Source organism: Streptomyces sp. NPDC107765 (assembly GCF_055657085.1).
The window spans coordinates 171,747-194,964 of record NZ_JBVKBL010000007.1 but is presented as its reverse complement, the minus strand read 5'-3'; the positions used below and the strand labels follow the sequence as shown (position 1 = coordinate 194,964).

Genomic DNA, 23,218 nt, shown 5'->3' with positions numbered 1-23,218 from the left:
CCTATCAGAGCACCCTCAGGGCGCCATCGGTGCCACGTCCGTCTCACGGCTCCCGCCCGCGCCGGTACGCCCTTGCGGAGCCCGGTGGTGACGGTCAGTGTGGGGTCCGTGACTTCCTTCGTCCTGCCCCACGCCCTGCACGGCAGGGGCCCGCACAAGGTGATCGCCGTCCACGGGTGGTTCGCCGACCGGTCCGCCTTCGCACCGCTTCTCCCCGACCTCGACCGCGCCGCCTTCCAGTACGCACTGGTCGATCTCCGTGGCTACGGCGAGGCGCAGGAGGCGGCCGGGGCGTACACCACGGCGGAGGGCGCGGCCGATGTGCTGGCGCTCGCCGACCGGCTGGGCTGGGACCGGTTCTCGGTGCTCGGCCATTCGATGGGCGGCAGCGTCGTCCAGCGGGTGCTGGCCGCAGCCCCGGCGCGGGTCCGGCGGCTGGTCGGCATCTCGCCGGTGCCCGCCTCCGGGTTTCCGCTGCCGCCGGACCAGTGGGCGCTGTTCTCCTCGGCGGCGCACGCCCCGGACAGCCGGCGGGCCATCATCGACCTGACATCCGGCGGCCGGCGCCCCGACGCCTGGCTGGACCGCATGGTGCGGCGGTCGCTGGAGTGCAGCAATCCGACGGCGTTCCGTACCTGGCTGGACTCCTGGGCCGGTGAGGGCTTCGCCGACGACGTCGACGGTTCGCCGGTGCCGGCGCTGGCGGTGACCGGCGCCCTGGACCCCGCGCTCACCGCCGAACTGACCCGCCGGACGTGGCTGCGGTGGTACGCCAACAGCCAGCTGATCGAGCTGTCGGCGGCCGGGCACTACGCGATGGACGAGACGCCGCTGGAGCTGATCCGCACCGTCGAGGACTTCCTGCGCGCGGACGGCGACGGGGACTGGGGCCGCGGTGTCAGGGCCGCCGGCGGGCCGGAGGCCGGATGACGCCTCCGGCGGGCGACGCTCCCCGGATACCCGACGTCTTCGACCCCCGCGGCTATGCCCAGGGGCTGCCGCACTCCGCCTACCGGCTGCTGCGCGACCGGCACCCGGTGGCCTGGCAGGAGGAGCACGAGGTCCTCGGCTGGCCCGCCGGGCCCGGATTCTGGGCGGTCACCCGGCATGCCGACGTCGTCCGCGTCCTGAAGGACGCCCGCACCTTCTCGTCGTACCTGGGCGCCACCCAGATCCGCGATCCGGACCCCGCCGACCTGCCGTTCATCCGGCGGATGATGCTCAATCAGGACCCTTCCCCAAGCTCTCAACTCCGTTCGAGCAGGGGAGACCCCAACACCCACGGTCGTTTGCGCCGGCTGGTCGGCCGGGCCTTCACCCGGGGCCGGATCGACCGCTTCGAGACGGCGGTACGCGACCGGGCCCGCGGTCTGCTGACCGCGGCGCTCGACACGGCGCGCGCCGGGAGCGGTGTGGTCGACCTGGTCACCACCGTTACCGACGATTACGCGCTGCTCAACCTCGCCGACGTGCTGGGGGTGCCGCCCGGTGAACGCGGGCTGCTGCTGGACTGGACCCGGCGGGTCATCGGCTACCAGGACCCGGACGAAGCCGGTCCGCCGGCGTCCGGCCCGGACGGCCGTCCGGCCGATCCGCGTTCGCCGGCGATGCTGCAGGACATGTTCGCGTTCGCGCGCGAGCTGGCCGCCCACAAGCGGCGGCACCCCGGCGACGACGTGCTGACGGTCCTCGCCACGGACCGCGAACTGGCCACGCCCGAGCTGGAGATGTTCTTCTTCCTGCTGACCATCGCGGGGAACGACACGGTCCGCAGCGCGGCACCGGGCGGCCTGCTGACCCTGGCCCGGCACCCGGACGCCTACCGCGCGCTGCGCGCCGGTGCCGTGGCGACGTCCTCGTGCGTGGAGGAACTGCTGCGCCGGCATCCGCCGGTGCTCAGTTTCCGCCGTACCGCGGCATGCGACACGGAACTTGCCGGCCGCCCGATCCGCGCCGGTGACAAGGTGGTCGTCTTCCACGGCTCGGCCAACTACGACGAGCGGGTGTTCGCCGCCCCGCACCGCCTGGACCTCGCCCGTTCGCCCAACCCCCATGTCTCCTTCGGCGACGGCCCGCACGTCTGCCTGGGTGCCCATCTCGCCCGGCTGCAGCTGCGGGTGCTCTACGAGGAGACCCGCGATCTGCTGTCCGCCCTGGAACTCGCCGCCCCACCAAGGTACTTGGTGTCGAACTTCATCCACGGCCTCAAGTCCCTGCCGCTGCGGCTCCTCCCGCCGGAGGGGGATCGCCCACCGGGCTGAGCGCGGCGAGTTCGGGGAGTCTGGCGGCGGTCGCCGCGTCGGCGGGCAGGCAGGAGACCAGGGTGACGCCCGGTGCGTCCACGGCCGCGAGCTTGACGTAGTCGAAGGTCAGCCGGCCCAGTGACGGATGGTCGAACTCCCTGCGCGCCGGCCGGAAGTCCGCCACGTCATGGGTGGCCCACCAGGTCCGGAACTCCTCGCTGCGGGCGCACAGTTCGGCGGTGAGCCGGCGGAATTCCGGGTCGTCGGGGTGCCGGTCGGCGCTGGCGCGGTACTGCTCCAGCAGGGCCCTGGCCTGGGCGTCCCAGTCGGCCAGGAGCGTACGGATCCTGGGGCGGGTGAACACCAGGCGCATCAGGTTGCGTTCCGCGGCGTCCCAGTGGGCCGGGTCGCCGATGAGGCCGGCCTCGGCGCGGTTCCAGGCCAGCAGGTCCCAGTTGGGCGCGAGCAGGTACGCGGGGTGCGGGTCGAGCGCGTCCACCAGGCGCTGCAGTTCCGGCCCGCCGGGGTGGTCGCCGGCCGGCGCGGGCAGCGGCTGCCCGGCCAGCGCGAACAGGTGGCGGGTCTCGGCGGCGGACAGCCGCAGCGCCCGGGCCAGGCTGTGCAGCACCTGACGGCTCACGCTGATGTCCCTGGCCTGTTCGAGCCAGGTGTACCAGGTGACGCTGACGCCCGAGAGGACGGCGACCTCCTCGCGGCGCAGGCCGGGCGTACGGCGGCGAGGGCCCGCGGGGAGTCCGGCGTCGGCGGGCGGGACCCGTTCGCGTCGCGAGCGGAGGAACTCCGCCAGCACCCGGCGCCGTTCCTGGTCGGCCATCGGACCCCTCTCCGCCGCGCACCGTGCCGTGCGCCCGCCGCTTCCCCGTCCCGCGGCCCCGTGCGGCGAGGCCCTGAGGTGGTCCTTCGGCCGACACCGGTACCGCTGCCACCAGGATAAATAGCCTCTGTTCGGTTCCTGCGGCCCGGGCCAGGGTCGCAGGCATGACTCCTCTCCGACCGCCGGCCGGTCCGGTACCCGCCTCGCCCGCCGCCGCTGCCCCGCACACCGCGGCGGCCCGCCCGCCCGCTCCGTGGCGGGCCCTGTCCGTCGTCCTCACCGGCGTCTTCATGGCCGTGCTCGACACCTTCATCGTGCTGGTGGCGGCGCCCGCCATCCAGGACGATCTGCGCGCCTCGGACGCCGATGTGCAGCTGATCCTGGCGGGCTATCAACTCACCTACGCCGTCGCGCTGATCACCGGTGCCCGCCTCGGCGACCGGTTCGGCCGCAAGCGCTGTTTCCTCATCGGAATGGGCCTCTTCACCCTGGCGTCGGTGGGCTGTGCGGCCGCGCCCGGAGCCGGGGCGCTGATCGCGGCCCGGCTCGTCCAGGGGCTCGGGGCCGCGGTGATGTTCCCGCAGGTCTTCTCGACGATCCAGGTGCTGCTGCCGCCTGAGCGGCGGGCCCGGGCCTTCGGCGTGCTGGGAGCAGTGATCGGCACGGCGGGGGTGGCCGGCCAGCTGCTGGGCGGAGTCCTGCTCTCCGCCGACCTGTTCGGCGCGTCCTGGCGGCCGATCTTCTGGGTCAACGTTCCCGTCGGGCTGGTGACGCTGGCCCTCGCGGCGGTCCTCCTGCCCGAGTCGCGGGCGCCCGAGGGCCGTCGGCTGGACCTGGCGGGCGTGGCGGTGCTGACGGTGGCACTGTTCCTCCTGGTCGTGCCCGTGGTGGAGGGCCGGGAGGCCGGCTGGCCCGCCTGGGCGTGGGTCAGCCTGGCCGCGGGGGTGCTCGCCCTGCTCGGCTTCGGTGCCGTGGAACGCCGGGTCGAGGCGCGCGGCCGGTCCCCGCTGGTACGGCCGGGGCTGCTGCGGGAGCGGGCCTTCGCGATCGGGATGGTGCTGGTCCTCCTGGCGTACTTCGGGATCAACTCCTTCTTCCTGGTGCTGTCCGTGACCGTGCAGGACGGGCTGGGGCTGGACGCGCTGGGCGCCGGGGTGTTCTACCTGCCGTTCGCCGCGGGCTTCTTCACCGGGAGCCTGGTGGCGGGGCGGCTGGCGCGGTACGGGAAGCGGCTGCTCCAGGCCGGGGCGCTGGTCCTCGGGCTCGGCCACGCGATGTCGCTCGCTGTCGTCGGGCTCGCCGGCCAGACGCTGACGGCCCGGTCGCTGGCCCTGCCGCTGCTCGTCGTGGGCCTGGGCAACGGGGTCCTGGTCACGCCGCTGCTCAACGCCGTGCTCGCCCGCATCCGGCCGGCGGAGATCGGGATGGCCTCCGGTGTGCTCTCCACCGGCCAGCAGATCGGCGGCTCGGTCGGGGTCGCGCTGGTCGGCGTCCTGTTCTACGGGACGCTGGGCCACGCCGCACGCCACGACGTCGGCGCCTACGGGCACGCCCTGATGGCGGCGCTGTTCTTCGACCTCGCCCTGGCCGTCGCCCTCTCGCTGCTCCTGCGGGTCCTGCCGGACCCGGCGCCGGCCGGCCGGTGAGCCGGGGCCCGGCCGGCGGCGGTGTCCGCGGTGTCCCGGGTCAGTGCGTGATGAGGCGGGCGGACACGCAGGGGTCCTCGTTGCGGTAGCCGAGGCGGGTGTAGAGCCGGTCGGCGGGCGTGTTGTCGGCGAGTTGCCACAGCGTGCAGAAGCCGTGCCGGCGCACCGCGTACCGGGTCAGCCATGCGGTCAGTGCCGCACCGAGGCCCTGGCCGCGCTGCGCGGCGTCGGTGGCGACGGAGGCCATGAGCGGGGCGCCGGTGTCCCGCAGGCTGCTCAGGGCGCCGCAGGCCTCGAGGTTCCCGTCCGGGCCGCGGATGCCCGCCCACAGGCTGACGGCGGAGGAGCCGGGTCCGGTGGAGTGGGCCGGGCTGTGCACCCCGAGGAAGGCGAGCAGTTCGTCGTGGTGGGTCTCGTCGAGCACGACCACCCGCTCCTCCGCGCGCTGGACGGGCGGTTCCTGGAGCGTCCAGCGGAAGACCCACTCGACGACGTCGGTCACCGGGAGGTGGCGGCCGACCAGGGCGGCCGTGCCGCGCGGGCCGGTGAACTCCTGCACCCGGTCGGGCAGGCCCAGCGCGGCGCGCAGCACCAGTCCGGCCGCGGCCTGGGGTCCGCCGACGCTCCACACGTGCCCGCGGGTGTCGTCGAGCCAGGCCACGGCGCCGTCGCCGGACCAGCCGGGCCGGCCGGCCGGTCGCTGCCGCGCGGCGCCGAAACGCAGCAGGGCGGAACCGGTCCGGCGTTCCAGGCCCTGGTCGAACAGATCGGTGGCCCGGGGGACGAGGGTCGTTGCCAGCATCGCTCTCAGGGGGACGTACGGACACGGGAAGGCGGCGGTTCCGCTGCGCGCGCGGGCGCGGTCGGAACCGTCCGTGGGGGTGGGGGGAGCCCGGCGGCGGCAGCGCACGGGGGCGGGCCCGGCCGACCGGACGGCCCACTGTCGCACACCGCCCCGGGCCGGACGCAAATCCACCTCCGCGCCGGCCCGCGGGCGGTCAGCGCAGGGCCAGTTCCGCCCAGATGATCTTGCCTTCGGCGGTGTAACGGGTGCCCCAGCGCCCTGCCATCCGGGCGACGAGGAAGAGCCCGCGGCCGCCCTCGTCCTCGCCCGCGGCGAACCGGAGATGGGGCGCGGTGCTGCTGGTGTCGGAGACCTCGCAGATCAGCGTGCGGTCGTACAGCAGGCGGACGCCGATCGGGCCGGAGGCGTAGACGATGGCGTTGGTGACCAGCTCGCTGAGGATGAGCTCGGTGGTGAACACCTCCTCCTCCAGGCCCCACTCCAGGAGCTGCCGGGTGAGGTGCGCGCGGGCCTCGCCGACGGCCGCGGGGTCGGCGGGCACCTCCCACTCGGCGATGCGGTCGGGCGGCAGCAGGCGGGTGCGCGCCACGAGGAGGGCGATGTCGTCGCGCTGCCGGTCGGGGAGCAGGGCGCCGAGCACGGCGTCGCAGGTCTCCTGCGGCGTCCGGTCGCGGTGCGCCAGGGCCGTGGCGAGCTGGTGCATGCCGGTGTCGATGTCGTGGTTGCGGTCCTCCACCAGGCCGTCGGTGTAGAGCACCAGATTGCTGCCCTCGGGCAGCAACAGCTCCACCGATTCGAAGGGCAGGCCGCCGACGCCGAGCGGCGGGCTGGCCGGGAGGTCCGGGTACGCGACGGTGCCGTCCGGGTGGACGAGGGCCGGCGGGAGGTGGCCGGCCCGGGCCAGCGCGCAGCGGCCGGAGGCCGGGTCGTAGATGGCGTAGAGGCAGGTGGCGCCGGCGACCGTGGCCTCGTCGTTCGCCGCGATGGCCTCCTCGTCGATGCGGTTGACCAGCTCGTCCAGGAAGCCGAGGAGCTCGTCGGGCGGCAGGTCGAGGGTGGAGAAGTTCTGCACCGCGGTACGCAGCCGTCCCATGGTCGCCGCGGCGTGCAGCCCGTGCCCGACGACGTCCCCGACGACCAGTGCGACCCGGGCGCCGGGCAGCGGGATGACGTCGAACCAGTCGCCGCCCACCCCGGTCTGTGCGGGCAGGTAGCGGTGGGCGAGGTCGAGGGCGCTCTGTTCGGGCAGACCGCGCGGCAGCAGGCTCTCCTGGAGGGTGACGGCCATGGCGTGCTCGCGGGTGAAGCGGCGCGCGTTGTCGATGCACACGGCGGCCCGGGCCGCCATCTCCTCGGCCAGCGACAGCTCGCCCTCCTCGTAGGGCCGCTCCCGGGAGCGCCAGAAGTTGACGATCCCCATCCGGACGCCGCGGGCCTGGAGCGGAACGGTGATCAGGGATTCGCAGCCGTGGCTCATGACCAGTTCCAGCCGCCCGGGGTCGTCGGGGTACCAGTCGCCGGCGGCCCGCACATCGGGTACGAGCACGGACTGGCCGCTGACGAATCCGGTGGCCATCGGGGTGAGCGAGAGGTAGGTGTGCACCTCGCCCGGCCGGTAGAGGGGGTGGTCGTCGCGGATCCCGGCGACCGCCACCCGGCGCAGCTCGGGCGCCTCGCGGTACGAGCCCACCGGTGGCTCTCCGCCGCTCAGTACGGGTTCGGCCAGGTCGACGCTGGCGTAGTCGGCGAACCACCGCACGGCGACCTGGGTCAGCTCCTCGGCGGTGCGCCGTACGTCGAGGGTGGTGCCGATGGCCACGCTGGCCTCGTACAGCAGCCGCAGCCGGCTCTGGGTGACCTCCGCCTTCCCCGCGAGGGCGAGCAGGTCGGTGGAGTCCCGCAGCGTGGCGACGCTGCCGGGCGGGCCGCCCTGGCGGTCGGTGGACCGGATGTTCAGCGCGAGCAGCCGGTCGTTGACCGGCAGCACCTCGTCGGAGATCGCCCGCCCGGACGTCAGCAGCTCGGCGATCTTGGAATCGAGGCCGAGGCCGGTGAGGCATTGCCCCTCGGCGTCGGCGGGCAGGCCCAGCAGCTTCTGGGCCTCGTCGTTCGCCAGCAGGACCCGCCCGTCCGCGTCGAGGATCAGTACGCCCTCGCGCACGGCGTGCAGCACCGCGTCGTGGTGCTCGTACATCCGGGTCATCTCCGCCGGGCCGAGTCCCCGGGTCTGGCGCCGCAGCCGGCGGCTGACCAGTGCGGTGCCGGCCGTGGTGAGGGCGAGCGCGGCGCCGCCGGCACCGATGACGACGGGCACCTGACGGTCGACGGCGCTGCTGACCCGGCTGACCCGCATGCCGGAGCTCACCAGGGCCACCACCTTGCCCTGGGCGTCCTTCACCGGGACCGTTGCCTGCACCTCGTGGCCGAGCGGCCCGTAGACGCTCTCGATGGTGGTGCGGCCGGCGAGGGACGGCTTGATGTTGCCGACGAACTTCTTGCCGATCCGGCTGGGGATCGGGTGGGTGTAGCGGATCCCCTTGCGGTCCATGACGACGATGAAGTCCACCCCGCCGCGCTTGCGGGCGTCCTCGGTCAGCGGCTGGAGCACCGCGCTCGCGCCCGGATGGCCCTTCTTCAGCACGGTGGGCAGGCCGGGGGCGTGCGCGAAGGACTCGGCGGAGGCGAGCGAACGGTCCCGGGCGCCCTGGAACCGGTCGCTGCGCGCCTGGACCAGCAGCGTGATCACCGCGGCCACGACGAGCAGCAGCACGATCAGCACCTGCAGGAGGAACATCTGGCCGGCGACGCTGTGGACGTCCACCAGGCCGCGCAGGCGTTGGTTCAGCGGCTTCGGCGGGCCGTCGTCCCGGGCCCGCCGGCCGTTGCCGCCCGGGCTCCGACCGGTGTGCCTGCGCGTCGGAGCGAACCACGGAAAGCGGCCGGAAAATCGGGCCATGTTCTATGTGTACCTCGCGCACCGAGGTGGCCGGTACGCACCACGCTGAGGTATCGCATGACTGTACGGCGGTGACCGGGCCCGCGCGGCGGTGTTTCCGGGGCCCGGCCGCCGCGCTCAGGCCGCCAGCTCGCCCAGGAACTCCCAGGTACGGCGCCGGTCCGCGGCCCCGGCGAGCTCCGTTCCGGAGAAGACGACCTCCGGGGAGGCTCAGGCGGCGGCGGTTGAGCCGGCCGGGCCCGGGGCCGGGTCGGCGGGGTCGCGGTGGATCGGGGTGCCGGAGCCGGTCAGCGGCCGGCCCGTGCCGCCGCGACGGGACGCGACGATCTCGGCGGCGATGGACAGGGCGGTCTCCTCGGGCGTACGGGCCCCGAGGTCGAGGCCGATCGGCGAGTGCAGCCGGGCCAGCTCACGGTCGGTGAGGCCGGCCTCGCGGAGTCTTCGGTCGCGGTCGTCGTGGGTGCGGCGGGACCCCATCGCGCCGACGAACGCGACCGGCAGGCGCAGCGCCACCTCCAGCAGGGGGATGTCGAACTTGGCGTCGTGGGTGAGCACGCACAGGGCCGTACGGCCGTCGGTCGCGGTGCGCCGGAGGTAGCGATGCGGCCAGTCGACCACGATCTCATCGGCCTCCGGGAAGCGGGCCTGGGTGGCGAAGACGGGGCGGGCGTCGCAGACGGTGACGTGGTAGCCGAGGAACTTGCCGGTGCGCACCAGGGCCGCGGCGAAGTCGACCGCACCGAAGACGATCATGCGGGGCGGCGGTACGCTCGCCTCGACGAACAGCGTCAGCTCCGCCTCGCAACGGGTGCCGCCCGCCGAGACGTCGAAGCTGCCGGTGCGGCCCGCGTCGAGCATGGCGCGGGACTCGCCCCGTGCCGTCCGGTCCAGATCCGGCCCGCCGCCGAGACCGCCTTCGTGGGAGCCGTCCGGGCGGACGAGCAGCGCCCGGCCGAGGAGGTCGGCCGGGCCCCGGATCACCCGGGCCAGGGCCGCCGCCTCTCCGCGGGCGGCGGCCGCCAGCGCGGCGGCGAGCACCGGCCGGTCCGGGGCGTCGGCGGTCACCGGGGTGACCAGGACGTCGATCGTTCCGCCGCAGGTCAGGCCGACTGCGAAGGCGTCCTCGGCGCTGTATCCGAAGCGTTCGCGGACGATCGTGCCCTCCTGTAGCGCCTGGGCGCACAGGTCGTAGACGGCCGCCTCCACGCATCCGCCGGAGACCGACCCGATGGCCGTGCCCCGGCTGTCGACGGCGAGGGCGGCGCCGGGGCTGCGCGGGGCGCTGCCGCCGACGCCCACGACCGTGGCGACGGCGAACTCCCGGCCCTCCTCGGTCCACCGGTTCAGTTCATCGGCGATGTCCAGCATCCCGCTCTCCCACGCTTCCTCGTCCGGTCCCCGCCTGCAGGACCCGGTCCGGCCGGATCGGCAGATGCCGGTGCCGTACACCGGTCGCGTGCCAGACCGCGTTGGCGACGGCTGCCGCGGCACCGACGAGGCCGATCTCGCCGATGCCCTTGATCCCCACCGGGTCGTCCGGGTCCGGATCGTCCACCCAGTCCGCTTCGACGAGCGGTACGTCGGCGTGTGTGGCGACGTGATAGCCGGCGAGGTCCGCGCCGACGTGGCCGCCCGAGGCGCGGTCCCGGACCGCCTCCTCGTGCAGGGCCATGGAGATGCCCCAGATCATGCCACCGACGAACTGGTTGCGCGCGGTGAGGGGATTGACGATCCGGCCCGCCGCGAAGACGCCGAGCATGCGCCGGACCCGCACCTCGCCGGTGGCGACGTCCACCGCGACCTCGGCGAACTGTGCGCCGAAGGAGTGCCGTTCCTTCTGCGCGAGGGCGCCGATCGCCGCGGTGGTGTCCGACCGTACGGTGATGCCCTCCGGTGGGAGGTCCGCGCCCAGTGCGAGCCGCTCGCGCAGCTCTTCCGCCGCAGCCAGCACCGCCCAGGACCAGGAGCGGGTGCCCATCGAGCCGCCTGCGATCATCGCCGGGCCGAAGTCGCTGTCCCCGATGCGCACCCGGATCCGGTCCGGCGGGACCTCCAGCGCGTCGGCGGCGACCAGGGTGAGCGCGGTGCGCGCTCCGGTGCCGATGTCGGCCGCGGCAATCCGTACGGTGAAGGTGCCGTCGGCCTCGGCGGTCAGGGCCGCCGTGGAGGGTGCGGCTCCGGCGCCGAAGGAGGCCGCGGCCGTGCCGGTGCCGAGCAGCCAGCGCCCGTCACGGCGGAGCCCGGGACGCGGGTCCCGGCCGGCCCAGCCGAACCGGCGGGCGCCCTCCTCGAAACAGGCGCGCAGATTGCGGCTGCTGAACGGCAGGCCGGAGACCGGGCCCTTCTCGGGTTCGTTGCGCAGCCGCAGCTCGATCGGGTCGATCCCGCACTTCTCGGCGAGCTCGTCGAGCGCCGCCTCCAGCGCGAACGACCCCGGTGCCTCGCCCGGCGCGCGCATGAACGTCGGTGTCGGCACGTCGAGCCGTACGACGGTGTTGGCGGTGTGGTGGGCGTCCGCGTCGTACATCACCCGGGCCACGGCGGCGCTCGGCTCGATGAATTCGTGCACGGTGGAGGTCAGGCTCAGGGCGCGGTGCTCCAGCGCGCGCAGCCGCCCGTCGGCGTCGGCGCCGAGCCTGACCCGCTGGCTGGTGGGGCTGCGGTATCCGGCCAGCGAGAACATCTGACGGCGGGTCAGGACGACGCGTACGGGGCGCTGGAGGGCGGTCGCGGCCATCACGGCGGCCACCTGGTGTGCGCGCACGCCCTTGCTGCCGAACCCGCCGCCGATGTGCTCGGACCGCACCCGCACCGCGGACGGGTCGAGCGAGAACAGCTTGGCGAGCTCGCCCACGACCCAGGTGGCGCCCTGGTTGGAGTCGACGACCTCCAGCCGGCCGCCGTCCCAGCGGGCCGTCGCCGCATGGGGCTCCATCGGGTTGTGGTGCTCTTCGGGCGTGGTGTACTCGGCGTCCAGGACGACGGCGGACGCGGTGAGTTCGGCCTCCAGGTCGCCCTTCTCCGCCACCGCCGGCAGATGGCCGTCCAGCGGGTAGGCGTCCGGGTGCCCGCCGGCGAAATCGATGTCGTGGGGCTCCTGGTCGTAGTGCACCACCAGCGCCTCGGCGGCCTCCCTGGCCTGCTCGGACGTCTCGGCGACGACCAGCGCCACCGGCCAGCCCAGGCTCGGCACCCGGTCGTGCTGGAACACCGCGCAGGTCGGGTCCGGCGGAACGCCCAGCATGCCGACGTAGTCGGTGTCCACGCGCGGGGCGTTGCCGTGGTGCAGCACGGTGAGCACGCCGGGCATCGCCAGGACGGGACCGGACTCCACCGAGCGGATCCGGCCGCGGGCGATGGTGGACACCACCAGCCAGCCGTGGGCGAGCTCGGCGAACGGGATCTCGCCGGCGTAGCGCGCCGCGCCGGTGACCTTGGCCAGGCCCTCCACCCGGGTGTGCGCGGTGCCGACGGCCTTCCGTACCGCGGTGGTTTCCGTCGTCGTGGTCATCGCGCGGCCTCCTCGGCGAGCTCGGTCAGCAGGGCGACAATGAGATTGCGCATCAGCGTCACCTTGTATCCGTTGTGGGGCAGTGCCTCGGCGGCGGCGAGTTCGGCGTCCGCGGCGGCGGCGAACGCGTCGGCGCCGGCCGGCTTCCCGGTCAGCACCCGCTCGGCCGCCAGGGCCCGCCACGGCCGTGACGCCACCGCCCCGAGGGCGAGGCGGACGTCGCGCACGACCCCGTCGCGGACGTCGAGGGCGGCGGCGACCGAGCCGATCGCGAAGGCGTACGACGCGCGCTCCCGCACCTTGCGGTAGCGCGAAGCCGCGGCGACCGGCAGGGGCGGCAGGGTGATGCCGGTGATCAGCGCCCCGGCGGGCAGTGCGGTCTCCCGATGCGGGGTGTCCCCCACGGGCAGATGGAACTCCGCGAACGGCAACTCACCCGGCCCGTCCGCCGTTTCGTAGTGGACGACGGCGTCGAAGGCGGCCAGCGCCACCGCCATGTCCGAGGGGTGGACGGCGACGCAGTGCGCGGAGGCGCCGAGGATCGCGTGATTGTGGTGCTCGCCCTCGATGGCGGGGCAACCGCTGCCGGGCGTCCGCTTGTTGCAGGGACGGGTGAGGTCGGTGAAGTACCCGCAGCGCGTCCGTTGCAGCAGGTTCCCGCCGACGGTGGCCATGTTGCGCAACTGGCCGGAGGCACCGGCGAGCACCGCCTGCGCCAACGCCGGGTAGCGCCGCCGCACGTCGGGATGGGCCGCGAGATCGCTGTTGGTCACCGTGGCGCCGATCCGCAGCCCGCCGCCCTCCGTGAACGCGATCCCGTCCAGAGGGAGTTCACGTACGTCGATGAGCAGTCCGGGCCGCTCCACCCCGGCCTTCATCAGGTCGACGAGATTGGTGCCCCCACCGAGAAAGCGCGCCTCCGGATCGGACCCGAGCAGCGCGACCGCCCCGGGAACGTCGAAGACCCGCCGATAGCCGAATTCCCTCATGCCGTCACCTCCGCACCCGCCGAGCCCGCCGCACCCGCTTCGAATCCCCGCGTCGCGCTCTCCTGCCTCTCGCTCTCCTGGGTCTCGATCCCCTGCGTCGATCCGGCACCGTGCGCGGCTGCCGCTCGCGCGACGGCCTGGACGATCGACACATACGCCCCGCAGCGGCACAGGTTGCCGCTCATCCGCTCCCGGATCTCCTCGGGCGTCAAGGGCGGAACCCCCGCCTCCGGCCGTACATCGGCACTCACCGCGCTCGGCCAGCCGGCCGCGTGCTCCTCGATCACCGCGAGGGCGGAACATATCTGCCCCGGGGTGCAGTACCCGCACTGATAGCCGTCGAGGTCGAGAAAGGCCTGCTGCACCGGATGGAGCGTCTCACCGTCCGCCACGCCCTCGATCGTGGTGATCTCCCGCCCCTCGGCGGCCACCGCGAGCTGAAGGCAGGAGACGGCTCTGCGCCCGTCGATCAGCACCGTACAAGCACCACATTGGCCCTGGTCACAGCCCTTTTTGGTACCTGTCAGATCGAGCCGCTCGCGCAGCGCGTCGAGCAGTGTGGTGCGGTGGTCGACGGGCAGCGCATGCTTCTCGCCGTTGATGTTCAAAGTGATGGCACTGGACGTCGATAGGGCCATGATCAGCTTCTTTCGCGTGTGACTTCACGTATCCGATGCGCGAAACGGGAGGGGAGGCAGGGAAGGAAAGAGGGCAGGGACAGGGAGCTCGGGGAAGGTCGGACGGTCAAGAAGGCGGGCGGGGCTAGGCGTTCAGGGCAAGGGGGATCGCAGATCCGGCGTCTACGGTCCGGTGTCCGGCGTCCGGGCGAGCGCCGAGGGGACCTTCAGAAGGGCACTTTCAGAAGGGCACCTTCAGGAGGGCACCTTCAGTCAGGCACCTTCGGGAAGGCAGTGCATGCAGTGCGTCGGCGCCTCAGCACGCCAACACGACAGGGCAGATCGAGTGCGGTGCAGGTCAATGCAGTGCAGCGCAGTGCATTGCATTGCATTGCAGTCAATACGTGCGAGGAGCACGGCAACGTAGTGAACGTGGCAAACGTGGCGAACGTAGCAAGTACAGGAAGGCGACCACCCCACCACCCGTTTCTGCCGCTATGGTGGAGCTAACCGGACAGCTATCCGATTACCGTGAATCTACCGGACACCTGTCCGGTTAGCAAGGCTGTTCCGGCAGTGATTTCCGAAAAGGAGGACGAGTGCAGGAGAAGAAGGACGCTCCACTGCGCTCGGACGCGCAACGGAATCGCGAGCGCATCCTCGAAGTCGCCCTGGAGGAGCTGACGCGCGCGGCCGACGCCCCGCTGAGCGCGATCGCGAAGAAGGCCGGCGTCGGGCAGGCGACGTTCTACCGCAACTTCCCCAACCGCGAGTCGCTCGTCCTTGAGGTCTACCGCTACGAGGTCCAGCAGGTCGCCGACACCGCGGCCCAGTTGCTCGACACCCGCTCCCCCGACCAGGCGCTGCGGGAATGGATGGACCGCCTGGCCCAGTACGCCATGGCCAAGGCCGGTCTGGCCGACGCGCTCCGCAAGGCGACCGCGCACGGCAGCCTGGCCGCCTCCGGACACGGCCCGGTGACGTCGGCCCTCGCCCTGCTGCTGAAGGCCAACGAAGAGGCCGGCACCATCCGCCCCGGCATGACCCCCGACGACTTCTCGCTCGCCATCGCCGGCCTCTGGCAGATCGACCCGCACAGCGACTGGCAGGCCCGCGCCGGCCGCCTCCTCGACCTGGTCATGGACGGCCTCCGCTCCGGAGCCCCCGCCTCACACCGCGACGCTCCGGAAAGCTGAGCAGCACCGACGCCGCACCCTGACGCGGCACCCTCCTGAACCCCACCCTGTCCCGCCAACTCCCCCGAGCCGTCCCCTCATTCATGCGCACCCGGGGGGGGGGCACCCGCTTGCGCACTGACGGCATGGAGTCCGTACGGATCAGATCGATGCAGGCGGAGGACCTCGTCCCGCGGAGCGTGCGTCGGCTCTGACGTCCGTTCGTCTACCGCGCCCGGTGGTCCGCGCCCGGGTGGGCGACGGGGAGGCCGAGCCGGTGCGCCACCGCCGATCCCATGCCCTGCACGGCGTCGGTGGTCTCGGCGACGGGGAGCCGGGTGCCGGTGTCGGCTGCGGCGGCGGGCACGGCCCCGGCCACTCCCGCCAGCGCCGCGGCGGTGGCCGCGAGGGTCAAAGTCGTCTTGCGCACGCGCACAGGTTCCTCCCGAAGTGAAGTGATCGCGCTCAGAGGTCAGTGACCTGAGGTCTGATCCCAGAGGTCTGAGCTCAGAGGTCTGAGGTCAAGGGGGCAAAGGGTCAGTTGGGGTGAGGTGGTGGGTTACCGGCTGTAGTTGCCGGTCGTTCGGTCAACGAGGGGTGCTCGGCCAGGACACGGCGGGGCAGCCGAGGGGGCGGAGATCGGGGCGGCCGAGGTGCGCGGTACGGCGGGCGTCGGTCGGTCGTCGCCGGGCGTCGGTGGGTCGCCGTCGATGGCCGGCCGGTCACTCACCGACAGTCACGAAAGTCACCGGACGGCCGCCCGACTCGTCTCAGAGTGCGACCACTTCGTTGACACCCTGACGGGCCCTATGTCCAGGATGTTCGGCATTCCGCGTTCTTCGCCTTGCTGCGGAAATTTCTGCCGTACAGCGGAAAGGAACCCCGATGGGTGCACATGTACACGTCCGCCTGATACAGAGCCTGGGCGTCACCGAAGACGGCGAGCTGATCGAGTACTCCTCTTGCGCCGAGTGCGGCGCAACGTGGGTCAGGAAGTACCCGGAGGGGCAGGTTCCGGTGCCGGAGTGAGGGCGCGCGCCCATCCCCACTAACGCCCCTGACGGCCCCGTTGCCACAGCGGACGCAGGAGCCACTCCAGGGACTCGAGCCCGTCGGTCGCCGGCGCATCGTCCTCGGCGTGACGGACGCCGAGTACTTCGATGCGCACGGGGCCGAGGTGTAGCACGATCACGGTGTCGGCCTCGTCGCCCGACGGCCGTGGGCGGTAGGTCCGGGCGGGGGCCGAGCGGCCGGGGCCCGAGCGGCCCGCTCCCGCGCGTGGAGCCCGCCCCTGCGCAGAGCGACGGTCGCGCTCAGCGAGGGCACGGTCCGCGTCGTAACGGGCCCGGCTCTGCGGGTCGTGGAGGACGCGGTACGCCGTCAGTACCTCTCCGAGTTCTTGCTCCGCTGCCGGCCGGGCCGGACCGGTGTCCGGGTGCAGGCTGCGGACGAGGCGGCGGTAGGCCGTGGTGATCTGGCGCGCGGACGCGGAGGGCTGGACACCGAGCACGGCGTAGTGATCGGGCTGCGGTCCCGGCATCGCCGTCACCTCCTGCTCAGGCAGGCTTGCGGTAGGTAGGCAGCCATCGGATAGCCATCGGTCCCATACCCGAAATTCTTTGCTGAATGCCCGGGGACCGGCCGCAAGAGCGCCCTTCGAGGCAAGCGAGCCTCCTCCCCCACGGCCCTCCCTCTCCGCTGGTCGTCGTACGGATGACGCTTTACCGACGGGCGTCCCGCCGTCGCCGCCCGTGATCCGGACGGCGACGGCGGGACGGGGCGAGGCGGCGGCGGGCGAGCCGGCCGCCCACGCCGGTCCGTCAGGCGTCCTGCTGCAGTTGCAGTTGTTGCAGCGAGGCTGCCAGCTTGTCCACCTCCTCCGGGGTGTTGTAGAGCGCCAGGGAGGCACGCGCCGCGCTCGTCAACCCGTAGTGGGCCAGGGCGGGTTGGGCGCAGTGGTGGCCGGCGCGGATGGCGATGCCGTCCCGGTCCAGCCAGTCGGCGATCCGGGACGGGTCCTGGCCGGCGAGGGTGAAGGTCAGCACGCCGACCCGGCCGGGCGCGGAACCCAGGAGTTCCAGCCCGGGAACCGTGGACAGCGCCTGTTGGGCGTGGGCCGTCAGCGCCGTCTCATAGGCGGCGATGGCATTCCGGTCGAAGGAGGTCAGCCAGTTCAGCGCGGCCAGCAGGCCCACCACTCCGGAGATGTGCCCGGTGCCGGCCTCCATACGGTGCGGCACCGGCGCGTAGGTGGTGCGGGTGAAGTCGACGGACTCGATCATGTTCCCGCCGCCCTGCCACGGCGCCATCTCCTCCAGGACGTCCGGCTTCGCGTACAGGGCGCCGATGCCCGTGGGGGCGAACAGCTTGTGGCCCGAGAACGCGTAGAAGTCGGCGTCCAGATCCGTTACGTCGACGGGGAAGTGCGCCACCGCCTGCGCCCCGTCGACCAGCACCTTCGCGCCGTACCGGTGCGCCAGCGCCGTCATCTCCCGTACCGGCACGACGGTGCCGAGCACGTTCGAGACCTGGCTGATCGCGACGAGCTGGGTGCGCATGGAGAGCAGATCGGCGTACGCGTCGAGGTCGACCTGCCCGTCCGGTTGCAGCGGTACGGGGACCACCCGGGCCCGGGTCTCCTTGGCGATCAGCTGCCAGGGAACGATGTTCGAGTGGTGCTCCAGTGTGGAGACCAGGATGTCGTCCCCGGGACCGAGGTTGGCGCGCCCCCAGCTCTGGGCGACGAGGTTGATCGCCTCGGTGGTGCCGCGTACGAAGACGATCTCGTCCGGTGACGGCGCGCCCAGGAACTGGGCCACCGCCGCCCGGCCCGCCTCGTACATCTCGGTGGCCTCCCGGGCCATGGTGTGCGCGCCGCGGTGGATGTTGGAGTTGGCGGAGCCGTAGAAGCCCGCCAGCGCCTCGATCACCTGGCGCGGCTTCTGAGTGGTGGCTCCGTTGTCCAGCCACACGAGGGGGTGCCCGTTCACCGTCCGGTACAGGATCGGGATGTCCCGCCGGGCCAACTCCGGTGAAAATCCGGCCGGTTGACCGGGGAGGACGGTGGCGGACGGCAAGGGATAGGGGGAGGCTTGCGTATCGACCGGGGCGGTAAGGCCCGTCGCGTCCGGCGCCGTGCCGGCCGTCGCATCCGGTGTCGCTACGGGCGCGGCAACTCCCGCCGTGGCCGGCGCAGTGACCGCCGTGGCCGGCGCAGTGACCTGTGTCGCGGCCGGCGCCGTGGTCGGTGTCGTGCTCGGCGGAGTGGTCACAGCCGGGGCGCTCGGCCAGGCGCCCCGGAGGACGTCAGGAGTAGTCATGGTAGTTGGCGACCTCGACGTTCTGGAGGACGGCGAGTGCGTCCTCCACCAGTACCGCGGTGTTGAAGTAGGCCGTCATCAGGTACGACGTGATGCCCTTCTGGTCGACGCCCATGTTCCGCATCGACAGGCCGGGTTCCACCTCGTCCTCGATCTTGGCGGGGCGCAGGCCCACCACGCCCTGTTCGGCCTCGCCCACCCGCATCAGCAGGATCTCGGTCGTGCCGATGCCCGCACCGCCGGAGAACTGCACCTTGTCGGACGGCAGCAGCGGCACACCGCGCCAGGTCAGCAGTGGGCTGCCGAAGCTGTTGTCGATGACCGGGGGCACACCCCGGCGCGTACATTCCCGGGCGAACGCGGCGATGGCCCTGGGGTGGGCGAGGAAGTAGCCGGGCTGCTTCCAGACCCGGGTCAGCAGCTCGTCCAGGTCGTCGGGGGTCGGTGAGCCGGTGCGCGCCTGCACCCGCTGACCGGGCGCCACGTTGTTGAAGAGCCCGAATTCCGGGTGGTTGAGCAGCGAGGCCTCCTGCCGCTCGCGCAGGGCGTGCACGGTGAGGTTGGACTGGGCGCGGATCTGGTCGATGGGCCCGTTGTAAAGGTCGGAGACCCTGGTGTGGACGCGGAGGACGGTCTGCGCGAGGGTCATGTGGTACTCGCGGGGCGTGTCCTCGTAGTCGACGAAGGTGGCCGGGAGGTCGGGTTCGCCGACGTGGCCGGAGCTGAGGTCGACCGGCACCTCCGCGCCGGGCAGCACGCCGTCCGTCGAGAGGTAGGCGTCCAGCGCGCCGCGCACCGTCGCGTCGCGGTCGCAGAGTCCGGCGAGCGCGCTGCGGTCGACGCACAGGGCCACACCGGGGGTGAGCGCCTTGACGCGGTACGGCATGGGCTCGCCGCGGGTCCAGGCGTCGAGGTCGAAGAACTGGCCGTCGCCGATCACTTCGAGCACCGCGTCCTCGCCGTAGCGGCCGCTCACCCGCTTCTCGGCGCGGCCCTGGGCGATCACCCACAGCTGGTCGTGCGCCGCACCGTCCTGGGCCAGCATCTGCCCGGCCTCGAACGGCACTTCCGTGAAGGCGCCGGCCAGTTCGGTCAGCAGGTTGTCGTCGGCCTCCCGGAGGTAGGGGAGTTCCCGCAGGTCGCCCGGGATGACGCGGGGCGAACCGCCGTCGTTGTGCGTGCTGATGCGGTCATCGCCGAGGACGTAGGTCCGCCGCCGGTTGACGCGGAACACGCCCGCTTCGACGTCCACCCAGGGCAGTGCTCGCAGCAGGTAGCGCGGCGTGATGCCGCGCATCTGCGGGGTGGTCTTGGTGGTTGTCGCGAGCTGCCGTGCGGCATCCGGGCTGAGGCTCAACTGGTCGTTCATGGGACCCCTCCTCGCACACAGGCATGCCGGACGGCCGATGTACGGCCGGACGGCATGCGGGAACAGGGCGATCGTCCGGGCGGGCGCCGCCTACCCGCAACCAACCGGTCACCGGCGTCCGGCCGGAATTGCACGCCGTTCTGACATCTCAGTCCCGCATGGGCGTACGACTACGGGTCGACTTATCGCCATGACCACGAGGGGGATTGCCGAAGGGCCACGGCGTCACCCGCCCGGGCGTTCCCGCAGGTCCCACCAGGCACAGGCCGGCGCTGCGCATACGACCTGATTTCCCCTCATAACACTTCTTTGCATGTCCTAAAGGGCGCCTTATGGCAAGGGTTGATGACGCCGGCCGGTGTCGCGACACCGTGCTGCGCCGTGTTGCGCCGTGGTGTGCCGTGGTGCCGTGTGGTGCCGCGGAGCGGATCGGGGGCTGCCCGACGCTGTACCCCACCCGAGGAAAGGTACGGACATGATCACCGTGCACGGTACGCCCCTGGACATTCCCACGCGGGACGGCGTCGTGGACGCCTGGCTCGCCCACCCCGACGACGGCCGTGCGCACCCCGGGGTCCTGCTGTACATGGACGCCTACGGGCTGCGCCCCTCGCTGGAGGCGATGGCCAAGCGCCTGGCCGGACACGGCTACACGGTGCTGGTGCCCAACGTCCTGTACCGGGCCGGGCGGGCGCCCGTGGTGGAACTCCCCGACTTCATCGGCGCCGCCGAGCGGCCGGAGATCTTCGAGCAGCTCCGGCCGCTCCTTCAGGGGCTCACCGCGGAGCGGGCCGTGCGGGACGCCGGCGCGTACCTCGACTGGCTGGCCGCCTCGCCGCTGGTCGCCGACGGACCGGTGGGCACCACCGGCTACTGCATGGGCGGCGTCCTCGCGCTCCGCACCGCCGCGGCCCACCCGGACCGCATCGCGGCGGTGGCCTCCTTCCACGCCGGTCGTCTGGTCACGGACGCCGAGGACAGCCCGCACCGGCTCGTCGACCGCATCACGGCGGAGGTGTACTTGGGGCACGCCGATCAGGACCCGTCCATGCCGGCAAAGGGAATCAAGGCCCTGGAGCGGGCCCTGGACGCCGCGGGCGTGCGCTACCGCAGCGAGGTGTACGACGGTGCCCGGCACGGTTACACCCAGACCGACACCGCCGCCTACAACGGCGCGGCGGACGACCGGCATTGGCGCAACCTGCTGGAACTCTTCGGGCGCACGCTCGGCTGAGCCCGCCCGCCCGGGCGTCACCCGTCGCCGCCCCGCCAGATGTTGTCGAACGCGGCCTTGTCGATGGCGCGCCGCTGTCGCTGGTACCCGAGCTCGCTCAGCGCGTCGTGGACGGCGGCGAGCACCGTCTCCACCGACTCGTCGGCCGGGGGCCCGTCGTCCCGGGGACCGCCGGTCCGGGGGTCTGTGGCCGGCTCCCCGCCGATCCCGAGCATGTCCGCGAGGGCGGCGAGGACCGGTTCGTCCGCCGCCCAGCGGTCCGCCGCCGCACGGCGCGCCGGGGACTCGGCCAGCACCAACTCACCGGCCCGGAACGGCCTCCAGTGGCCCCGCCGTTCGCGGGTGAGCTCTCCGTCCGCTTCGAGGGCGGACAGATACGTCGTGAACAGGCCGCTGCCCCGGCGCCACAGCCAGTCCTCGACCGACTCGTACGGCTCCTGCTGGACCAGCGCTCCCGCCGCCTCGTCCAGGAGACGATCGGTCACGGACGGCCGGTATCCGGGGATGATGCGCTCGCCGTCCAGCGCGGCGGCTTGCGCCCGCAGCAGGTCGATCAGCTCGGCCCCCGCGAGCGCGAGCGACAGGTCGCCCTGCTCGGGAGGCGACGCCTCGCCCAGGGCCACGATCAGCAGGTCCCGCGGTGTGGTCATGACGGCTCCCCACTTCTGCTTCGAGCTTACGGAGGGGTGGGCCCGGCTGCATCCCGCACCTACGGTGGCACGGAATCACCCGGGCCGTGCGCGATATCCCCGGGCCACATCGGGAACGCGTGCCAGGAGGACCCCCGATGCTCCGGAACATGCCGGAAGCCCAAGAGACCGAATGACCCCGGACGCCCACGTGAGAGATGAGGTGGGGCACTGATGAAGAGCGATGAGTTCCTGGCGAAGGTGCGTGAGCGCGGCGAGTACGGGAGCCGGGAGGAGGCCGAGCGGGTCACCGGGGCCGTGCTGCGGGTGCTGGCCGGGCGGATCACTCCCGGCGAGGTCGCGGACCTGGCCTCGCAGCTGCCGGCGCCGCTGGACGAGGCATTGCGTCCCGACGGGCCGACCGAGAGCTACGGCCGGGAGGAATTCCTGCGCCGGGTGGCCGACGGCACCGGCGCCCGGACCCGTACGGCCGAGTGGGACGCCTGTGCCGTGCTCTCCACCGTGGCGGAGGCCGTGTCCGGCGGGGAGCTGAACCAGGTCCTCAGCCAGCTGCCCTCGGGCTACGCCGTCTTCTTCGGCAAGCCGGGGCTCAGCGACTGACCGGCCAGGCCTCAGGCCGCCTGCGCCTCGTCGCCGTAGCGCAGGGCATCGGCGTAGCGCAGCAGCACGCCGACGCCTTCGCGCAGCCTCAGCTGCTGCTCGGGGACGAGGACGAGTTCCGCGCCGGTGCCCACCAGGGCGCGCGTGAGCGCGGCGTCGGCGCGCTCCTCGCGTACGGTCGTCACGCCGTAGACCCGCAGGTCGCTCTCCGTGAGGGCGAGCTGGCCGGGCTCCGGGCCGACCCACAGGCGCAGCGGCGACTCCGGGTGGTTGTTGAGGAAGAGCGCGCTGACCTGGCCGCGCTGCAGTGCCGCGACGGTGGCCGCGAGCCCTTCGGCGCAGGCCCCGTCGTGGGCCCGCCGGGCCATGAAGGTCTCCAGGAGGGTGCGGTCGTGGGCGGCCATGCGGCCGCTGAAGAGGCGGTCGAGCTGGCCCTCCAGCAGCGCCCGTCCCGGTTCCGGCTGGCCGCCTCCTTCGGCGGTGGCGAGCAGGCCGCGCAGAGGGGTGGGGAGCCGACGGGCCAGGATGCCGCGGGCCCAGGTGTCACCGGCGAGTACCAGCGTCTCGGCGCCGCGGCGGCGGGCCTGCGTCTCCAGCTGCCGGCCGAGCCGTTCGGCGAGGTGCTGCCATTCGGCCACCGGGACCTCCATGTGGAGCCGGTCGCCGGGCGTCACCTTGGTCAGGGGCCAGGTCCCGGCCTCGGTGTCGATGCGTACGGTGCCCTCGGCGTCGGTGGAGTGGCGGCCCGTGTAGTGGACACGTACCGCCAGATAGGCGATCCCGGGGGCGTGCTGGGCGATCAGCGGCAGGGTGTCGGGCAGGGCGCCGAAATGGGCCGTGTCCTGTGCCGGCGGGCGGGGCAGTTCGTCCTGGAGGACGAGCTTGCCGTGCGCGGTGAACAGGGCCTGCCCGTGCCGGCCGGGCACCCGGACGTCGTCCCCGACGGTGCCCGCCACGGCGGCGATGGACTCCGGGTCCGCGCCCTCGGCGAGCAGGTCGTCGCGCAGATGCCGCCAGCGCAGCGCGATGGCGGAGTCCGGGTCCTCAATGGCACTGTCGCGCGAGGTGTCGAGGTACACCGAGGCGAACGGGCCGGCCTCCTTGTAGAGCGGTTCGAGGAAAGAAAGTCGCATCGCCACTCCCACCGGGAACGGAACCATCCCTGGGCCCATGATGCGCCCGCGGGACGGAGGGCGCGTCCGCTGGCGGTGCGGTGCGGGCCGCTACCGGTCGTCGGGGGCCGGGCGCGGACCGTGGCGCGGCGCGGG

20 protein-coding genes are annotated in these 23,218 nt (G+C 72.9%); 7 read left to right on the top strand and 13 right to left on the bottom strand.

Annotated elements, in window-relative coordinates; genetic code table 11:
• Positions 1–108 precede the first annotated feature (108 nt).
• Positions 109–930 (top strand): alpha/beta fold hydrolase, encoded by an 822-nt coding sequence (locus tag ACZ7MX_RS19105; protein ID WP_472133572.1) that lies wholly within the window; start codon positions 109–111, stop codon positions 928–930.
• On the top strand, positions 927–2,261 hold the full coding sequence (locus ACZ7MX_RS19100) for a cytochrome P450 (RefSeq protein WP_472133569.1): 1,335 nt from the start codon (positions 927–929) through the stop codon (positions 2,259–2,261). The genes ACZ7MX_RS19105 and ACZ7MX_RS19100 overlap by 4 nt, the downstream gene beginning before the upstream one ends.
• Here ACZ7MX_RS19100 and ACZ7MX_RS19095 read toward each other — a convergent pair.
• Positions 2,206–3,078: a helix-turn-helix transcriptional regulator gene (locus ACZ7MX_RS19095; protein ID WP_472133567.1), complete on the bottom strand. Its 873-nt coding sequence runs from the start codon at positions 3,076–3,078 to the stop codon at positions 2,206–2,208. The genes ACZ7MX_RS19100 and ACZ7MX_RS19095 overlap by 56 nt on opposite strands.
• 164 nt (positions 3,079–3,242) lie before the next feature.
• On the opposite strand from ACZ7MX_RS19095, the gene ACZ7MX_RS19090 reads away from it, so the two are divergent.
• Positions 3,243–4,724, top strand: coding sequence for an MFS transporter (locus ACZ7MX_RS19090; RefSeq protein WP_472133565.1), 1,482 nt, complete (start codon positions 3,243–3,245; stop codon positions 4,722–4,724).
• 40 nt (positions 4,725–4,764) lie between these two features.
• On the opposite strand, the gene ACZ7MX_RS19085 is transcribed toward ACZ7MX_RS19090, so the two are convergent.
• From ACZ7MX_RS19085 to ACZ7MX_RS19060, 6 genes are all read right to left on the bottom strand, one after another.
• Positions 4,765–5,526: a GNAT family N-acetyltransferase gene (locus ACZ7MX_RS19085; protein WP_472133563.1), complete on the bottom strand. Its 762-nt coding sequence runs from the start codon at positions 5,524–5,526 to the stop codon at positions 4,765–4,767.
• A gap of 196 nt (positions 5,527–5,722) precedes the next feature.
• Positions 5,723–8,485: a SpoIIE family protein phosphatase gene (locus ACZ7MX_RS19080; RefSeq protein WP_472133561.1), complete on the bottom strand. Its 2,763-nt coding sequence runs from the start codon at positions 8,483–8,485 to the stop codon at positions 5,723–5,725.
• A 210-nt stretch (positions 8,486–8,695) separates the two neighbouring features.
• Positions 8,696–9,853, bottom strand: a complete 1,158-nt coding sequence (locus ACZ7MX_RS19075; RefSeq protein ID WP_472133559.1) for an XdhC family protein — start codon at positions 9,851–9,853, stop codon at positions 8,696–8,698.
• Entirely contained in the window at positions 9,834–11,996 is a 2,163-nt protein-coding gene (locus ACZ7MX_RS19070; protein WP_472133557.1) for a xanthine dehydrogenase family protein molybdopterin-binding subunit, read from the bottom strand. The genes ACZ7MX_RS19075 and ACZ7MX_RS19070 overlap by 20 nt, the downstream gene beginning before the upstream one ends.
• Complete coding sequence (locus ACZ7MX_RS19065; RefSeq protein ID WP_472133555.1) at positions 11,993–12,985, bottom strand: FAD binding domain-containing protein; 993 nt, start codon at positions 12,983–12,985, stop codon at positions 11,993–11,995. The genes ACZ7MX_RS19070 and ACZ7MX_RS19065 overlap by 4 nt, the downstream gene beginning before the upstream one ends.
• The gene (locus tag ACZ7MX_RS19060; RefSeq protein ID WP_472133553.1) at positions 12,982–13,623 is read right to left on the bottom strand and encodes a (2Fe-2S)-binding protein; all 642 of its coding nucleotides are present in this window, start codon (positions 13,621–13,623) and stop codon (positions 12,982–12,984) included. The genes ACZ7MX_RS19065 and ACZ7MX_RS19060 overlap by 4 nt, the downstream gene beginning before the upstream one ends.
• A 578-nt stretch (positions 13,624–14,201) precedes the next feature.
• Between ACZ7MX_RS19060 and ACZ7MX_RS19055 the strand changes: the two genes are divergently transcribed.
• A complete protein-coding gene (locus ACZ7MX_RS19055; protein ID WP_472133551.1) occupies positions 14,202–14,798 on the top strand; it encodes a TetR/AcrR family transcriptional regulator in 597 nt (198 codons plus the stop codon).
• Positions 14,799–15,003: 205 nt separating this feature from the next.
• Here the strand turns inward: ACZ7MX_RS19055 and ACZ7MX_RS19050 are convergent, their stop codons facing one another.
• Positions 15,004–15,207, bottom strand: a complete 204-nt coding sequence (locus ACZ7MX_RS19050; RefSeq protein ID WP_472133549.1) for a hypothetical protein — start codon at positions 15,205–15,207, stop codon at positions 15,004–15,006.
• 455 nt (positions 15,208–15,662) lie between these two features.
• On the opposite strand from ACZ7MX_RS19050, the gene ACZ7MX_RS19045 reads away from it, so the two are divergent.
• The gene (locus ACZ7MX_RS19045) at positions 15,663–15,806 is read left to right on the top strand and encodes a hypothetical protein (RefSeq protein ID WP_199812497.1); all 144 of its coding nucleotides are present in this window, start codon (positions 15,663–15,665) and stop codon (positions 15,804–15,806) included.
• Between the two features lie 19 nt (positions 15,807–15,825).
• On the opposite strand, the gene ACZ7MX_RS19040 is transcribed toward ACZ7MX_RS19045, so the two are convergent.
• The 3 genes from ACZ7MX_RS19040 to ACZ7MX_RS19030 form a co-directional block, all read right to left on the bottom strand.
• A complete protein-coding gene (locus ACZ7MX_RS19040) occupies positions 15,826–16,317 on the bottom strand; it encodes a J domain-containing protein (protein ID WP_472133547.1) in 492 nt (163 codons plus the stop codon).
• A gap of 280 nt (positions 16,318–16,597) precedes the next feature.
• Positions 16,598–18,097 (bottom strand): SufS family cysteine desulfurase, encoded by a 1,500-nt coding sequence (locus ACZ7MX_RS19035; RefSeq protein WP_472133545.1) that lies wholly within the window; start codon positions 18,095–18,097, stop codon positions 16,598–16,600.
• On the bottom strand, positions 18,084–19,466 hold the full coding sequence (locus ACZ7MX_RS19030) for a family 2B encapsulin nanocompartment shell protein (RefSeq protein WP_472133543.1): 1,383 nt from the start codon (positions 19,464–19,466) through the stop codon (positions 18,084–18,086). The genes ACZ7MX_RS19035 and ACZ7MX_RS19030 overlap by 14 nt, the downstream gene beginning before the upstream one ends.
• A gap of 475 nt (positions 19,467–19,941) precedes the next feature.
• On the opposite strand from ACZ7MX_RS19030, the gene ACZ7MX_RS19025 reads away from it, so the two are divergent.
• The gene (locus ACZ7MX_RS19025) at positions 19,942–20,700 is read left to right on the top strand and encodes a dienelactone hydrolase family protein (protein WP_472133541.1); all 759 of its coding nucleotides are present in this window, start codon (positions 19,942–19,944) and stop codon (positions 20,698–20,700) included.
• A 17-nt stretch (positions 20,701–20,717) separates the two neighbouring features.
• Here the strand turns inward: ACZ7MX_RS19025 and ACZ7MX_RS19020 are convergent, their stop codons facing one another.
• Positions 20,718–21,350 carry a GPP34 family phosphoprotein gene (locus ACZ7MX_RS19020; RefSeq protein ID WP_472133538.1) on the bottom strand — a complete coding sequence of 211 codons (633 nt, stop codon included), beginning with the start codon at positions 21,348–21,350 and terminating at the stop codon, positions 20,718–20,720.
• A 213-nt stretch (positions 21,351–21,563) separates the two neighbouring features.
• Here ACZ7MX_RS19020 and ACZ7MX_RS19015 point away from each other — a divergent pair, with 213 nt between their 5' ends.
• Positions 21,564–21,950 (top strand): DUF2267 domain-containing protein, encoded by a 387-nt coding sequence (locus ACZ7MX_RS19015; RefSeq protein ID WP_472133536.1) that lies wholly within the window; start codon positions 21,564–21,566, stop codon positions 21,948–21,950.
• 11 nt (positions 21,951–21,961) lie between these two features.
• Here the strand turns inward: ACZ7MX_RS19015 and ACZ7MX_RS19010 are convergent, their stop codons facing one another.
• Positions 21,962–23,083: a baeRF2 domain-containing protein gene (locus ACZ7MX_RS19010; RefSeq protein WP_472133534.1), complete on the bottom strand. Its 1,122-nt coding sequence runs from the start codon at positions 23,081–23,083 to the stop codon at positions 21,962–21,964.
• Positions 23,084–23,218: the final 135 nt, after the last annotated feature.